We start from the raw sequence: 14,683 nt of genomic DNA, 5'->3' as shown, positions 1-14,683 counted from the left end.
ATGGGTTGGTTAAATATAGGGAGTCTGGTTTTAGGCATAGTTGCTTGGATCTTACCGTTGCTTAATCTTGGTCGAGAACAAGAAAATGCCAAACGGTGGATGACGTATTCATTTTTAAGTTTCATCTGTTGTAGTACGGCTATTTTATTTCAATTAATGGTGCAAAAATTTCTTATAGAAATAGAAGATTTTAATGCCTTGATGGATATAACAAGTTCGGTTGTCCTTGCTTCAAGTGTGCTTTTAATCGTGACAATTCTATTGAATGTATTGGCATGGGTAAAATATACGAAAACGATATAGAAGGGGAATGAGGTAGGGTCGATGATAAACGGAGAATTTATCAAAGTGTGGAGTCATTACTTATCGCGTCTATTAAGTGATCGTTTTTATGAACTTATCCTTCCCCTCATTGTTCTCGGTATGTCTGGGTCTCCTATTGTAACGACGGCTGTATTAATGGTGCAAAAGGCGGCATCGATTCTCTTTGCCATTCCAGTAGGAACGTTTATTGAAAGAATCAATGTGGTGACTGTAGCTTGGGTTGCCAATTTCGTATACGGCTGTTTGTTATTTTTTCTTTCTTATATTTTCGCTAGAGATATAGGGGATCTATGGTTGATTACTATCATTATATTTTTACTCGGTTTTGTTGGTCTTGTTATTCAAATTGCCCAACAAGCAATGATTCCCCGCATTGTTTCGAGGGAAAGGCTTTTAAGTGCGAATAATTTACTTGAGGCAGCGGATGCCATTGTTACATTCATTGGCCCAGCCTTAGGTGGCTATCTCTTTGCAACATATGGTGGCTCGACTACCCTCATCATTTGTGGCACGCTCTATCTCGCAGCCATGCTTCTGCTAATTTTCACAAAATACAATCATCAACCAACGGTGAAAAAACAACAAACTTTAGTAAAAAGTGTAAGGGCTTTTATCGAAGAATCGAAAGCAGGAATGGGCCACCTTTTTATTAATGCTTCACAAAAGTTAATCACTCTAACGGCGATTGTGCTCTCCTTTAGTACCACTTTTATCATTCTCAGTGTCATCATGCATGCAGATTTAACACTAGCTTTCTCAGAAACACAAATTGGACTGTTACTGTCATGCGCCGGTATTGGTAATCTGCTAGGTGTTTTTCTCATGCCGCGGTTTAATCAAATGAATTGGCTACCTTTCCTAGGTCTCCTCATGGCTATCTCAGGGGTTGGGATTATACTTTTGACCACTAGTCATTTTTATTTGATGTGTTTGGGGATGGTTCTATTCGATGGTGCGCTTTCAATGGGATTTGTTGTCCAAATCTCTGTCCAACAAGGAATTACACCCGATCATTTAATCGCTCGCGTCAGAAGCGCAGTATATGTTCTGACAAGTCTTACCGGAATGCTCGCTACTTTCTTAGCAGGTGTGATAACTGAATGGAACACTTATTTCCCCTTCGTAATCGGGACCACAATATTAAGCTTATTATCTCTGTTTCTATTCAAATATAGACACAATGGTGTGAGGCTAAGTGAAATGAGACCACTGGATTGAAGGGAAATAGGGATAGTGGAGGTAATTAGGTAAAAAAAGATAAAAAGAAGCCTTGGGAAATGTGAAAGGTTCAATAAGAACACAACTAGGATGAAAAGCAGTGAGATGAGTTGTCAAATTGGAGATACGAACACAACTCGGATGGAAAGCAGGTAGATGAGTTGCCAAATTAGGAATACGAACATAACTCGGATGAAAAGCAGGTAGATGAGTTGTCAAATGGGGGATACGAACACAACTAGGATGAAAAGCAGGTAGATGAGTTGTCAAATGGGGGATACGAACACAACTAGGATGAAAAGCAGGTAGATGAGTTGTCAAATGGGAGATACGAACACAACTAGGATGAAAAGCAGTGAGATGAGTTGTCAAATTGGAGATACGAACACAACTAGGATGGAAAGCAGGTAGATGAGTTGCCAAATTAGGAATATGAACACAACTAGGATGAAAAGCAGATAGATGAGTTGTCAAATTGGGAATACGAACACAACTTGTATGAAAAGCAGATAGATGAGTTGTCAAATTGGGAATACGAACACAACTTGTATGAAAAGCAAGTAGGTGTGTTGCCAAAATGGGAATACGAACATAACTGGGATGAAAAGCAAGTAGGTGTGTTGCCAAAAACGAAATCCGAACACATCCCAAATAAAAAGCAAAAAGATGTGGGGACGGACCTAAAATAGTCATTAGTAAAAGCAAGCGGTAAGATAGATTGCCAAATTCGTGATGACAAACATTACAAGTGACAAAGATGCGCTGAGTCGAAGTCCTCAATTTCCCTACAAATCCCACAGTTTTAAAATACTCAACTCCTTACAAAGCTCTCCCCTAACGCCACAATAAAAGACACGGAGAAATTTCATTTTGGAATTCCCGCGTGTCTGATTTTAGCTTGCCCTTATTTATACTGAGCAATCGCTGATTCAGCAAGTTTTTGAATGGTGATATTGTCCATTGGCGGATTATGAAGACCAGCACGGACGTCTCGGTAATATCTTTGAAGTGGATTATTACGTTGTAAGCTTTTTGCTCCTGCGACACGCATCGCTTTATCGACAACGTTAAGTGCTGCATGTGTTACTTGGTATTTAGCAACAGCTAGTTCGTTTTCAATATATTTTCTTCTATTTATATCATCGTATACTTCGGCCACGTGATAGAGTAGATGTTTTGCAGCAAGCAAAGCGGCATCGATTTCACCAAGAAGTGTTTGTACATTCGGTAATTCACTAATAGACCCTTTTATACTATTTGGTTTATGCTCTAAGGCAAATTGTACGGCATAATCTCTAGCTGCTTGAGCAATTCCGAGATAGCAGGCGGGGATATGTAGTACCCATCCGTTTAAAGATTTTCCCCTGTCAACAATTGTTTCAACGAGTGCCTCTTCAGGAATGACTACTTGATCTAATACGAGATCATGACTTCCTGTTCCTCTCATAGCCACGACGTCCCATGTTTCGTCAATAGATAAGCCTGGCGTATCTTTATGAATTAAGAAAAAGCCAATCGTTTGTTTCTCCTCTATCCAGGCAGAAGTGAGAAAATAGGTTAAAGCAGGCGACATTGTTGTAAAATTTTTACGACCATTAATAACCCACGATCCATTTTTGCGCACAGCGGTAGTTCCGGGTCTGCCACCTCTTGTCGGGCTACCCGTTTGTGCTTCGCTCACAGACCGATTCACAAGTGCGCCTTTTTGTACATCATTTGCAAAAGAGGCAAGTTGTTTCTCTGTCCATAATTGCTTTTCATAGATTTCACCTAATCCACCAACATGCCATCCGATACTTAAGGCAGTGGCACTATCGTAGGAAGCAAGGGTTTCTTGGAAAAGAACCATGTCATACACACCAAGCCCCTCACCGCCATATCTTTTAGGTAATGTCACTTTTGTATAACCTAATTCCACTAATTCACGAATATTCTCATGAGGGAATTTCGCCTCTTCATCTATCTCTTGTGAACGACTAAGAAACGTCGCTTTTTTTGTTTGTAATGCATGTAACCATTTTCTCTGCTCTTCCGTCTTCACGAATAATTGTGAAACCAATGTCTCTTCCTCCTCTAATGAACTATCTAATCCCTACTTCCTTTGTTGGTTTAAATGTTAAACAAGTGGTTCATGTTCGTCAAGGAGAGGATACTGGTTTGTTGAAATATTTAAAAAATAATAAAATTCCGACTTTACATATAGAAATTGTTTTGTTAATCTTTTTTTATAAAATTCTAACACCAATGCAGTAATGCAGGAAAGTGAGGTTTAAATGATCTTACTGAAGCATATTCATAAAAAGTTTAAAAATAACCATGTATTAAAAGGTATTGATTTAGAAGTATCAAAAGGGGATGTTGTTACAATTATTGGTCCGAGCGGTTCAGGAAAAACAACGCTCCTTAGATGTGTGAACTATTTGGAAAAACCAGACGAAGGAACAATATCAATCCATGATTTAACGATACAAACAAAAAAACCAGTAAAGAAAGACATTCTCCAATTAAGAAGAAGGACGGCGATGGTTTTTCAACACTATAATCTTTTTGAGAATAAAACGGTTCTAGAAAACGTCACAGAAGGTTTAATCGTTGCACAAAAGAAATCGAAAAAAATGGCGAGAGAAATCGGGATAGACATTCTAACTAAGGTAGGTTTAGCAGATAAAATCAATGCGTATCCGCAACAACTATCTGGAGGTCAAAAACAAAGAGTGGGGATTGCCCGGGCGTTAGCACTAAATCCGGACGTTATATTGTTTGACGAACCAACTTCAGCACTTGACCCGGAAATGGTAGGAGAAGTGCTAGAAATTATTCGAGAAATTGCTAGTGGCGGGGTTACGATGATGATTGTCACCCATGAGATAGATTTTGCTCGTGAGGTTTCGAATAGAGTGGTATTTATGGATGATGGTCAGATTATTGAACAAGGGCCACCTGACGACATTCTTATTCACCCGAAACAAGAGAGAACAAGAAAGTTTTTAAAAAGAATAATGAAGGAACCAGACTTTACTATCTAAGAGAATGGAGGACTAATATGAAAGGGTTAAAAATTACATTTTTACTTATAATAAGCGTTTTATTCATTGCTGGGTGCTCGTCTTCAAGTAATGGGACAACTGAAGATGGTAAGAAAGTTATTACTGTCGCCATAAGTGACGAGGTGAATCCACCATTCCTATATGCGGATGATAATAATGAGCCAATTGGTTACGATATGGATTATTTGAAAGAAGTAGAAAAGAAATTAGAAGACTACCATTTTGAATATGTTTGGGGAGAAGAGGAAGCAAATTTAGTTGGCGTGGATACAGGCAAATATGATTTTGCGATTAATTGGTTTTTTAAAAACCCTGAAAGAGAAGAAAAGTTCCTTTATCCTGAACAGGAATTTGGTTATTCACTCACTTCTCTCGTAACACAACCAAATCGTGATGATATCAAAACATTAGAAGATATGGTAGGTAAAAAATTAGCACCGATGTCTCCTAGTGGTGGTTTAAGAACAATATTAAATAGTTATAACAAAAACAATCCTGATGAGCAAATTGATATTGAGAGTATTGAATTTCCTTCTAATGCAGATAATCTAGAGCGGGTTAATGATGGTAAGGATGATGCCATGTTTATTAATGTAACAACATTCAATGCTGTCCAAAAAGAGTTGGATTTAAATTTGAAAGTGGCCGGGATTGTGTCAAAAGAGCCTGTATATACCGTTTTTAATAAAGAACACACAGAATTAGCTAAAGAGTTCGATGATGTGACGAAAGAGCTGATTGAGGATGGTACCTTACCAGATTTGGCTGAAAAATGGTTTGAAGTCAATTTCTTTGAGAACTTAGATTATATCAATGAGGAAAACTATAAATTTAATCCGTAATCACGTCGAATTACGGATTATTCTTTGTTATTAGAAAGGGGAGAAGGTTGGATGTCGGTGGTGAATGATTGGTTTAGTTTGTTTATACAAGTATTAGATAAGCTACCAATCACCTTATTTATGTTACTCATTTCCTTAGTTTGTTCATTAGTCTTAGGCGTAGCTATAGCGATTATCCGTATTAAGAGATTCAAAGTAATTTATCAAATCGCAACATTTTATCTCTCATTCTGCCGATCGACACCTTTATTAGTGCAATTATTTCTTGTTTATTTTGGGTTACCACAGCTGTTATTAGCTTTTCATATTGATATTAATAGTATGGATCGGATGATTTTTGTTTTAATTAGTCTCTCCCTGCATAATGCTGCTTATCTTTCAGAAGTTGTGCGTTCTGCCTATTTGGCAGTTGGTGAGGATCAATTTGAAGCAGCATATAGTGTAGGGATGACCTATACACAAGCATTATGGAGAGTGGTGTTGCCTCAAGCCTTCGTTTTATCTTTACCGAATTTAGGTAATAACATTATCGAACTATTAAAAGATACTTCCTTAGCATTCACGATTGGTATTATCGATATTATGGGTCAAGTAAGGATTATATTAGGTAATAACCATGGTATAGGTATGTTTGAGATTTATGTCGTCATTTCTCTTATATACTGGGGCACTTGTATTTTAATAGAAATGGTCATTAGTACATTAGAAAAGGTTTTAAAGAAAGGAAAGGTCAGTTTATCCAAATCATAATGAAGGAATGAACACTTAATGCCTATCATCAATTTTGAATTTGCTATTGAGCAGATTCCCGAGGTTTTAAAAGGGGTGCCAATCACCTTAGCAATTGCTGTTGTTGCAATGGTGTTTGGATTGATATTCGGTCTGCTAATTGCTCTTTGCCGAATTTATCGCGTCCCTATCCTTAATCGCCTTTTCATTATTTATATATCATTTATTAGGGGTACGCCATTATTGGTACAATTATATGTATTCTTCTACGGTGTGCCTGTTCTATTAGAAAAAATGAATCAATCTTTCGGTACAGCCTATAATGCTGATCATATTTCACCACTGCTTTATGCTTTTATTGCATTCACAATTAATGTATCAGCTTATCAAGCAGAAATTATGCGGGCATCCTTAAATGCTGTACAAATCGGGCAAATGGAAGCGGCCCATTCTGTGGGAATGACTACTTTTCAAGCATTAAAAAGAATTGTCCTACCGCAAGCTTTCTTAGTGGCCTTACCAAACTTGGGAAATACATTTATTGGTTTAATAAAGGCGACCTCACTAGCATTTGCGGTAAAAGTTGTAGAAGTGATGGCACTGGCAAAAATCATTGCTAATGATGGTTATCACTTTTTGGAAATGTACTTAGTCGCTGCTCTGATCTATTGGTTGATTTGTTGGTTATTGGAAGTGCTTTTTACCTATATAGAAGCAAAAATGAGGAATAAAGAGATAAAGCAAAAGAAAATGAACACAACGATTAGTAAAGATGTTCCTTTAAGAGTCTAAAGCTAAAAATGAAGTCTACGGGCTTCTTTTTTTTGGAAAATTTCATTCAGTACCTTGCAATGTATAATACTACCTGCTATAGTATGATTACAGAAATTAATAACACATATTGTTTAGTACTATATAATATATAGTAGTGGAAGGAGGAAGAAAATGAACGTCCAGTTTAAGAAGGGTGTGCTCGAGTTATGCGTCTTAGTTTTGCTTGATAAGCAGGATCATTATGGATATGAGCTAGTACAGAAGATATCTGACCAAATTCAAATATCTGAAGGTACGGTTTATCCATTATTGCGCAGGTTAACGAAGGAAGAGTATTTTACAACTTATTTACAGGAATCTAAAGAAGGTCCCCCAAGAAAATATTATCAGTTAACAGATAAAGGACGCATCTATTTACAGGCGTTGTTAGCAGAGTGGTACGAATTTACAAACGGGGTTAATCATTTAATAAAAGAAGGTGTTAAAGATGAATAAACAGGAATTTCTCATCACCTTAGAAGCGGAATTAAAAGATATTGATAAACAAGAAAGAATGGAATTACTTCAAGATTATGAAGCCCATTTTGAATTTGGTTTAGAAGAGGGGAAAACAGAGGAGGAAATTGCTAAAGATCTCGGTTCACCGAGAGGTATTGCTAAGGAGGTTAAGGCGAGTTACCATATCGAGCAAGCAAAAGGTGATGGTGGCATCCAAAATATTTTGCAGGCGACATTGGCTGTCATTGGATTAGGTCTATTTAATCTAATCATTGTCCTCGGTCCCTTCCTTGCCATCGTTAGTATAATCTTTTCCGGTTGGATTGTAAGTTTTGCAGGTATTATTTCACCCTTATTAGTGCTCATCGACATTTTTATAACCTCATCATTTGAATTAGTGAACTTATTTGCTGCTATTCTTTTTTGTGGGTTGGGGTTATTATTATTGGTCGCTATGATGTATGTTACTAAATTCATGAAGAAAATTTTTATTCGTTATCTTTCTTATAACGTCTCGATTGTTAAAGGAGGTATGAAGGGTGATTAAGAAGTTATTATTAATTGGTGGATTGCTCGTTTGCGTTGGTGGAGTAGGGTTTGCGTTTACCTATGGGCAATTGCAAGCAGAAAATGTTTCGGAGACGAAAACAATTGAAGAAGCCTTTAACAATGTAGAGGTTAAAACAGATAATGCCCAAGTTATCCTCGCTCCAACCGATGGCGAGGCAGAGGTGAGATTAAGTGGTGAAATGAAAGGAAAAGAACATGAGGATTTCAAAGTATCCGTTGCAGGAGATACTTTGAAAGTAGAGCATCAAAAGGATAAAAGAACGTTTCGCTTATTTAGTTTTGATTTAGAAGAGTTTAATAAACAAATAGAAGTTTATTTACCAAGAGAAGCATATGAAGAAATAAGTGTCGAAAGCAGCAATGGTGTCATAGATGTATCGGAGTTGAATGCCAATCAAGTCATATTAGATACGAAGAATGGAAAGCTACGATTAAAGCAACTTGATAGTGATTATATTCATGCAAAAACGAGTAATGGTGCAATCATTGCAAATGATATACAAGGTGAAATAAAAGCTCAAACGAGTAATGGCGCTATCCAGATGTCACTACCAACTATTCACTCTCCGTTAGACTTGGCTACTTCCAATGGAGCGATTATTGTTGAGGTAGAAGAAGCAGTTAACAATACAACCATCACAGCTAACACGAGCAATGGTTCGGTGCATATCCTTGGATCGAATGAAGGAAATCGAACCATTGGTGACGGGTCGGTAGAAGTGAAGTTGAAGACAAGTAATGGGAGAATTGAATTAACGGAAAAATAAGGAAGGTAGGAGGCAGTCCCTTGAGGCTGTCTCTTTTTTCTCGGCAGAACCCCATTTATGGTAAATGTTGTAATTTAGTATGTTAGGGGAGGCTGTCCGGGTGATTAAGAGTTGCTAAAAGGAAGGAACGTTGTACTCGGCTTGGAATCGAGGGTTAGTATAGAAAAATAAGTAATCACGGCACTCAGACAGGAGGGAAAAACGAATGCGGTGTGCGCAAAAGGGAAATACGCGCAAAAACTAAACAAAACTCAATGCAAACTGCGCGTAAAAGGGAGATACGCGCAAAAGCAAAGAAAGACCCAGTGGCAACTGCGCGCAAGGGAGATACGCGCAAAAACAAAAGAAAACTTAGAGCCAACTGCGCGTAAAAGGGAAATACGCGCAAAAGCAAAGAAAAACTTAGAGTCAACTGCGCGTAAAAGGGAAATACGCGCAAAAGCAAAGGAAAACCCAGTGGCAACTGCGCGTAAAAGGGAAATACGCGCAAAAACAAAGGAAAACTTAGAGCCAACTGCGCGTAAAAAGGAGATACGCGCAAAAGCAAAGGAAAACTTAGAGCCAACTGCGCGTAAAAGAGAAATACGCGCAAAAGCAAAGGAAAACTTAGAGCCAACTGCGCGTAAAAGGGAGATACGCGCAAAAACAAAGGAAAACATAGAGTCAACTGCGCGTAAAAGGGAAATACGCGCAAAAGCAAAGGAAAACCCAGAGCTAACTGCGCGTAAAAGGGGAATACGCGCAAAAGCAAAGGAAAACCCAGTGGCAACTGCGCGTAAAAAGGAAATACGCGCAAAAGCAAAGGAAAACTTAGAGCCAAGTGCGCGTAAAAGAGAGATACGCGCAAAAAAAAAGGAAAACGCAGAGCTAACTGCGTGTAAAAAGGGAATACGCGCAAAAGCAAAGAAAAACCCAGAGCCAACTGCGCGTAAAAGGGGAATACGCGCAAAAGCAAAGGAAAACATAGAGTCAACTGCGCGCAAAAGGGAGATACGCGCAAAAACAAAGGAAAACGCAGAGCTAACTGCGTGTAAAAGGGTAATACGCGCAAAAGCAAAGGAAAACGCAGAGCTAACTGCGTGTAAAAGGGTAATACGCGCAAAAGCAAAGGAAAACGCAGAGCCAACTGCGCATAAAAGGGTAATACGCGCAAAAGCAAAGAAAACATAGAGTCAACTGCGCGTAAAAGGGAAATACGCGCAAAAGCAAAGGAAAACATAGAGCTAACTGCGCGTAATACGATCTTATTGCATATGGGTATTCCTCGTTTTGTAGAAGGCGACTTATGACAACGCACATAAAGTGGTAAGAGATTGCTGCCACAAGTATATAAAAAGAAGCCTTCGCCGCCCTCAGTAAACCCTACACCCTCTTAGAGTGGATCACATCAATCATGATTCTAAAACAAAGTGCCTCAGAACAGATTAAAGCGTCTCAATAACTGTGGTATCCACTACACCTTGCTGTTCCATATACTTTACTGTTGCTGTGGCGAGCATATTTGCTGCAATGAGCATGCCTCTTTCATCAATATCAAATTTAGGGTGATGATGAGGGTATGGTGTTCTTCCAACAATAGCTGCACCGGTATTGAAGAAGGTGCCAGGTACTTTTTGTAAATAGTAAGCGAAGTCTTCACCACCCATACGAGGGGCAATTTCAACAGCCGCAGTTACACCAGGAACCTCACTAGCTAATTGAGCAACAAACTTTGTTTCAGCTGCATGGTTGACAAGAGCTGGGTAGCCATGAACATAGTTATAATCATAACTTGCAGCTGCAGTTAAGCAGGTTCCTTCAATTACTCGCTCGATTTCTCTTTCCATCTTATTCCTTATGTTTTCGTTAAAGGTTCGAACCGTTCCTGTAAGTGTGACAGAATCAGCTATGACATTGAATGCATTTTTGGCATCGAATTCACCAATAGAAAGAACAGCAGATTCGAGTGGATCAATACGGCGGCTAACGATTTGTTGGAGATTAACAATGAGTTGAGCGCCGAGAACGATACTGTCATTGGCTTCGTGAGGATGGGCGCCATGTCCACCTCTTCCCTGGAGTTTAATATGGAAGCGGTCAGCTGCTGCCATGAGTGGTCCAGAACGATAGCCGATTTCACCTAATGGTTCACCGGATGAAATATGTTGACCGAAAATAACATCGACCCCTTCCAAGCAACCATCTTCAATCATCGCAATCGCACCACCCGGCATATATTCTTCCGCATGTTGATGAATGAAGACAATTGTGCCCTCAATTTCATTTTGAAGTTTATTGAGTACTTTTGCTAAAACAAGTAATGTCGCTGTGTGTGTATCGTGACCGCAAGCATGCATGACACCGGGTTTTTTAGACTTATAAGGAAAATCATTTTCCTCATGAATGGGTAATGCATCGAAATCCGCTCTTAAAGCGATGGTTTTTCCGGGCTTTGCTCCATGTAATTTAGCGACAACACCACGCTCTCCTACACCAGTTCGGACTTCATGTCCAAGCTTTTGGTGATAGTTAGCAATGAACTTGGGTGTTTCTACTTCTTGAAAAGAAAGTTCAGGGTGCTGGTGCAAATGTCTTCTGATTTCAACCATCTCGTTATAATGTTCTTGTAGTAATGAATAAAGCTTTTCTAACATATACATCCTCCTTCTATGTAAAAAAATATGGTGAATCCTTCATCACGTTTGAGTGAATAAGTTTATAATAGTTGAAGAGGAGAATAAATTCCAATATATTTTTTGAATATTTCGTTTCATTTCTTGCAGGAGGTGCCTTTCATGTTTATTGAAGACCGTTCAAAGACAAGGGAAAAGCTAGAAAGAGAGGAATTCTTGAAAGTAAGGTATTGGATGTCGCCTGATCCACCTTGTATTTCTTTAGGAGAAACATTAGGACAAGCTGGTGAAAAGATGAATCGATATCAAGTAAGTAGCTTACCAGTCATTGATGATCATAAGAAGCTAGTTGGCATCGTATCTATGAAAAAATTATTTTCTTATCTACTTAAAGGTCAAGATAGAGATATCAACATTCATCCGGTGCCAACGAGGAATTTTGCCTATGTCCGGTTGGATGATTCCATCCTCTATGCAGCTTCCTTTCCTTATGAGGAACTGCCAGTAGTAGATGAAAATGATTGTGTTGTCGGAATGATTCATACAAGAGAGATGATGGATGGATATAAAAAATGGATTCATCGCCTTGAACAGCAAGAGAATGCCACAGAAGTATTGAAGGTTATTTTAGAACGAGCCTACGAAGGGATCGCTGTTGTTGATCAGTATGGGGTCGTGCAGGAATTTAATGAAGCTTATAGTCAGTTTGTTGGTGTGAAGAGAGAGGATGCGATTGGCCGTCATGTGACTGAAGTGATTGAAAATACGAATCTTCATCAAACGGTTAAAACAGCTACACCAGAACGTGGGGTAGTCCAAAGAATAAATGGCCAAGATATGATCGTTCACCGTATTCCACTATGGCAAGATGGGAAAGTGATTGGTGCCATTGGCATGCTTATTTTTGAGGGTGTGACAGAAGTATACAAAATCTATCAATCATTACAAAAGAATCAACATGAAAACAGTAATAATCGTCCGCCCTTTGTCGAACAACTTAAAAACGATCGCCATGTTACATTAGACGATATTGTTGGTGAAAGTAGGGAAATTAAAGAGATTAAGCGATTAACAAGGCGTGCTGCGCGTACAATGGCTACCACACTGATTACGGGAGAAAGCGGAACAGGGAAAGAAATGGTTGCGAAAAGCATGCATGTATTGAGTCCGTTTGCCGAAGGTCCTTTTATTAGTGTGAATTGCGGGGCAATCCCAGAAAGTCTGTTTGAATCAGAGCTATTTGGCTATGAAGAAGGTGCTTTTACTGGAGCAAAGAAAGGTGGGAAATTAGGTAAATTTGAATTGGCGCAGTATGGAACGCTCTTTTTAGATGAGATTGGCGAATTACCTTTAGTCATGCAAACGAAACTATTACGAGTCTTGCAAGAAAAAGAAGCGGAGAGAATTGGTGGTAACAAGAAATACCCGATTCGTGCGCGGATCATTGCCGCAACTAATCGTAACTTGAAAAAATGTATTCAAGAGGGGAGCTTCCGTGAGGATTTATATTATCGTCTAAATATCATCGAAATTCCCCTTCCTTCCTTAAAAGAAAGGAAAACAGACATTCCGTTATTATTAAATGAATATACGAAAAAAATCTGCAAGCAATACCAAATCGAAGAGAAGATCTACACACCTGAAGCAATTGGAATGCTTGTACAACGGGATTGGCCGGGTAATATTCGTGAACTTGTTAATGTCATAGAAAGGTTAGTTACCCTCGTCGAACAATCCGTGATTGACATTACCCATATACATACTTATTTAGAAGAACAACCAAAATCTATCACAAAGGAACCTTCTTTAATAGAAGAAGCGAAAGATATGGGGAGAAAACGGGAAAGAGACCTCATTATAGATACTCTGCGTCAGGTTGGTGGCAATAAGAAAAAGGCAGCGGAACGTTTAGGTATTCATCGAACCACATTATATCAAAAGTTGAAAAAGTTTCAATTATGAATGAGTGTAGATATTTCACTACATAAAATCTACACATGTAGTGATTCTACTACACTACAACCCTTACAATCTTTTGAATGTAAGGGTTTTCTTTTTGGCACATCAATTGCATATAAATAAATGTAAAGAGGAGGGAGAAAAATGAGTACGCAGATTTTTAGAACACCACAAACGGTCTTATATGGGAAAGGTTCTTTTGAAAAGCTTGGCGAGGAAGCCAGTTTAAGAGGAAAGAAAGCCCTTATTATTAGTGACCAAATTATTGATGGCCTAGGGTGGACGAAAAAAGCGGAAGCCATCTTAACAAAATCTAATGTTGAAACTATTCTTTATTTAGGTGTATCTACTGAACCAACTGATAAGTTTGTGGCAGAGGCATTATCTCTTTTTCAAAAGGAAGCCTGTGATTTAATTATTTCACTTGGAGGTGGAAGTTGCATTGACACAGCCAAAGCGGTAGCTGTATTAGCTACTAACAGTGTATATATTGGTGACTACATGGGCGCGGATAAATTAGCAAGTAGTGCGGCTATCGATCATATTTCTATTCCAACAACTGCTGGAACTGGATCTGAAGCAACAGATGCAACCATCATTACGAATACGACTAATGATGTCAAAATGATGATTAAACAACCAGTCTTTATGCCAACTGTAGCTATTGTGGATCCAGTGCTTTCGATGTCATCTCCCCAACATGTCACTGCAGCTACCGGGGTCGATGCGCTCAGTCACGCGATAGAAGCGTACATATCGAGAAAAGCACACCCAATGACAGATATGATGGCTTTATCAGCTATGAAATTAATTGTCGAGAATATCGAGACAGCATTTACAGATGGTGAGAATTTAGAGGCAAGAGAGGCAATGGCATTAGGTTCAATGCAAGCAGGGATGGCATTTTCTAACGCAAGTGTGTGTCTTGTGCACGGGATGTCAAGACCGATAGGTGCCCTTTTCCATGTGCCCCATGGCTACTCCAATGCTATGCTATTGCCGGCTGTTCTAGAGTTTAGTAGAGAAGCTTGTGTCGATCGGCTAGCGGATTTAGGAAGAATCTTTAATAAAGGAAGTGAGCCTCTCACAAATGAACAAGCAGCCGATTTGGCAGTGGAATCCGTTAAAACGTTATGTGTGAACTTAAATATTCCTAATCTGTCTGGATGGGGAATAGATGAGAGTCTATTTAAACAATCGATTAGTAAAATGACGCATGATGCCATTGCAAGCGGTAGTCCTGGGAATAACCCGAGAGTGCCAACAGTTTCTGAGTTAGAAGATTTATATCTTGCTTGCTATCATTATCAATTTGCTCAAAAGGAACAAGTGAAGTAATAGTC

At 38.9% G+C, this 14,683-nt stretch carries 15 protein-coding genes; 13 read left to right on the top strand and 2 right to left on the bottom strand.

Features of this window, described 5'->3' with window-relative positions:
* The 3 genes from MHI57_RS12555 (at position 1) to MHI57_RS12545 (ending at position 2,231) form a co-directional block, all read left to right on the top strand.
* Positions 1-303 carry a hypothetical protein gene (locus MHI57_RS12555; RefSeq protein WP_340976618.1) on the top strand — a complete coding sequence of 101 codons (303 nt, stop codon included), beginning with the start codon at positions 1-3 and terminating at the stop codon, positions 301-303.
* Positions 304-324: 21 nt separating this feature from the next.
* A complete protein-coding gene (locus tag MHI57_RS12550) occupies positions 325-1,542 on the top strand; it encodes an MFS transporter (protein WP_340976617.1) in 1,218 nt (405 codons plus the stop codon).
* A gap of 494 nt (positions 1,543-2,036) precedes the next feature.
* Positions 2,037-2,231 (top strand): hypothetical protein, encoded by a 195-nt coding sequence (locus MHI57_RS12545; protein ID WP_340976615.1) that lies wholly within the window; start codon positions 2,037-2,039, stop codon positions 2,229-2,231.
* A gap of 215 nt (positions 2,232-2,446) precedes the next feature.
* Here the strand turns inward: MHI57_RS12545 and MHI57_RS12540 are convergent, their stop codons facing one another.
* Positions 2,447-3,601 (bottom strand): acyl-CoA dehydrogenase family protein, encoded by a 1,155-nt coding sequence (locus MHI57_RS12540; protein ID WP_340976613.1) that lies wholly within the window; start codon positions 3,599-3,601, stop codon positions 2,447-2,449.
* A 214-nt stretch (positions 3,602-3,815) separates the two neighbouring features.
* Here MHI57_RS12540 and MHI57_RS12535 point away from each other — a divergent pair, with 214 nt between their 5' ends.
* The 8 genes from MHI57_RS12535 to MHI57_RS12500 all read left to right on the top strand — a co-directional run bounded on the left by MHI57_RS12535 (position 3,816) and on the right by MHI57_RS12500 (position 9,939).
* Entirely contained in the window at positions 3,816-4,568 is a 753-nt protein-coding gene (locus MHI57_RS12535) for an amino acid ABC transporter ATP-binding protein (RefSeq protein WP_095371753.1), read from the top strand.
* A 17-nt stretch (positions 4,569-4,585) separates the two neighbouring features.
* Positions 4,586-5,431 (top strand): transporter substrate-binding domain-containing protein, encoded by an 846-nt coding sequence (locus MHI57_RS12530; RefSeq protein ID WP_095371754.1) that lies wholly within the window; start codon positions 4,586-4,588, stop codon positions 5,429-5,431.
* 51 nt (positions 5,432-5,482) lie between these two features.
* Positions 5,483-6,181: an amino acid ABC transporter permease gene (locus tag MHI57_RS12525; RefSeq protein WP_340976609.1), complete on the top strand. Its 699-nt coding sequence runs from the start codon at positions 5,483-5,485 to the stop codon at positions 6,179-6,181.
* An 18-nt stretch (positions 6,182-6,199) separates the two neighbouring features.
* Positions 6,200-6,952, top strand: a complete 753-nt coding sequence (locus tag MHI57_RS12520; protein WP_095371756.1) for an amino acid ABC transporter permease — start codon at positions 6,200-6,202, stop codon at positions 6,950-6,952.
* A gap of 153 nt (positions 6,953-7,105) precedes the next feature.
* Complete coding sequence (locus MHI57_RS12515) at positions 7,106-7,429, top strand: PadR family transcriptional regulator (protein WP_095371757.1); 324 nt, start codon at positions 7,106-7,108, stop codon at positions 7,427-7,429.
* Positions 7,422-7,979 carry an HAAS signaling domain-containing protein gene (locus tag MHI57_RS12510; RefSeq protein WP_322909738.1) on the top strand — a complete coding sequence of 186 codons (558 nt, stop codon included), beginning with the start codon at positions 7,422-7,424 and terminating at the stop codon, positions 7,977-7,979. Before MHI57_RS12515 ends, MHI57_RS12510 begins: the two co-directional genes overlap by 8 nt.
* A complete protein-coding gene (locus MHI57_RS12505) occupies positions 7,972-8,769 on the top strand; it encodes a DUF4097 family beta strand repeat-containing protein (RefSeq protein WP_340976605.1) in 798 nt (265 codons plus the stop codon). Before MHI57_RS12510 ends, MHI57_RS12505 begins: the two co-directional genes overlap by 8 nt.
* Before the next feature lie 210 nt (positions 8,770-8,979).
* Entirely contained in the window at positions 8,980-9,939 is a 960-nt protein-coding gene (locus MHI57_RS12500) for a hypothetical protein (RefSeq protein WP_340976603.1), read from the top strand.
* Positions 9,940-10,193: 254 nt separating this feature from the next.
* Here the strand turns inward: MHI57_RS12500 and MHI57_RS12495 are convergent, their stop codons facing one another.
* Positions 10,194-11,402, bottom strand: coding sequence for a M20 family metallopeptidase (locus tag MHI57_RS12495; protein ID WP_095371761.1), 1,209 nt, complete (start codon positions 11,400-11,402; stop codon positions 10,194-10,196).
* A 141-nt stretch (positions 11,403-11,543) separates the two neighbouring features.
* Here MHI57_RS12495 and MHI57_RS12490 point away from each other — a divergent pair, with 141 nt between their 5' ends.
* Together MHI57_RS12490 and MHI57_RS12485 are read left to right on the top strand one after the other, a co-directional pair.
* A complete protein-coding gene (locus MHI57_RS12490; protein ID WP_340976600.1) occupies positions 11,544-13,343 on the top strand; it encodes a sigma 54-interacting transcriptional regulator in 1,800 nt (599 codons plus the stop codon).
* Positions 13,344-13,484: 141 nt separating this feature from the next.
* Positions 13,485-14,678 (top strand): iron-containing alcohol dehydrogenase, encoded by a 1,194-nt coding sequence (locus MHI57_RS12485; protein WP_340976598.1) that lies wholly within the window; start codon positions 13,485-13,487, stop codon positions 14,676-14,678.
* Positions 14,679-14,683: the final 5 nt, after the last annotated feature.

The sequence above is a fragment of the Cytobacillus sp. FSL K6-0129 genome, assembly GCF_038007625.1.
Taxonomy (GTDB): Bacteria; Bacillota; Bacilli; order Bacillales; family Cytobacillaceae; genus Cytobacillus; species Cytobacillus kochii.
The sequence above is the reverse complement of the archived record's forward strand: the minus strand, read 5'-3'. Positions and strand labels throughout refer to the sequence as shown.

Bases quoted from the DNA above. Each gene is read 5' to 3' on its own strand.
- MHI57_RS12555 (WP_340976618.1), top strand. From the start codon at position 1: ATGGGTTGGTTAAATATAGGGAGTCTGGTTTTAGGCATAGTTGCTTGG.
- MHI57_RS12550 (WP_340976617.1), top strand. From the start codon at position 325: ATGATAAACGGAGAATTTATCAAAGTGTGGAGTCATTACTTATCGCGT.
- MHI57_RS12535 (WP_095371753.1), top strand. From the start codon at position 3,816: ATGATCTTACTGAAGCATATTCATAAAAAGTTTAAAAATAACCATGTA.
- MHI57_RS12530 (WP_095371754.1), top strand. From the start codon at position 4,586: ATGAAAGGGTTAAAAATTACATTTTTACTTATAATAAGCGTTTTATTC.
- MHI57_RS12525 (WP_340976609.1), top strand. From the start codon at position 5,483: ATGTCGGTGGTGAATGATTGGTTTAGTTTGTTTATACAAGTATTAGAT.
- MHI57_RS12520 (WP_095371756.1), top strand. From the start codon at position 6,200: ATGCCTATCATCAATTTTGAATTTGCTATTGAGCAGATTCCCGAGGTT.
- MHI57_RS12515 (WP_095371757.1), top strand. From the start codon at position 7,106: ATGAACGTCCAGTTTAAGAAGGGTGTGCTCGAGTTATGCGTCTTAGTT.
- MHI57_RS12510 (WP_322909738.1), top strand. From the start codon at position 7,422: ATGAATAAACAGGAATTTCTCATCACCTTAGAAGCGGAATTAAAAGAT.
- MHI57_RS12495 (WP_095371761.1), bottom strand. From the start codon at position 11,402: ATGTTAGAAAAGCTTTATTCATTACTACAAGAACATTATAACGAGATG.
- MHI57_RS12490 (WP_340976600.1), top strand. From the start codon at position 11,544: ATGTTTATTGAAGACCGTTCAAAGACAAGGGAAAAGCTAGAAAGAGAG.
- MHI57_RS12485 (WP_340976598.1), top strand. From the start codon at position 13,485: ATGAGTACGCAGATTTTTAGAACACCACAAACGGTCTTATATGGGAAA.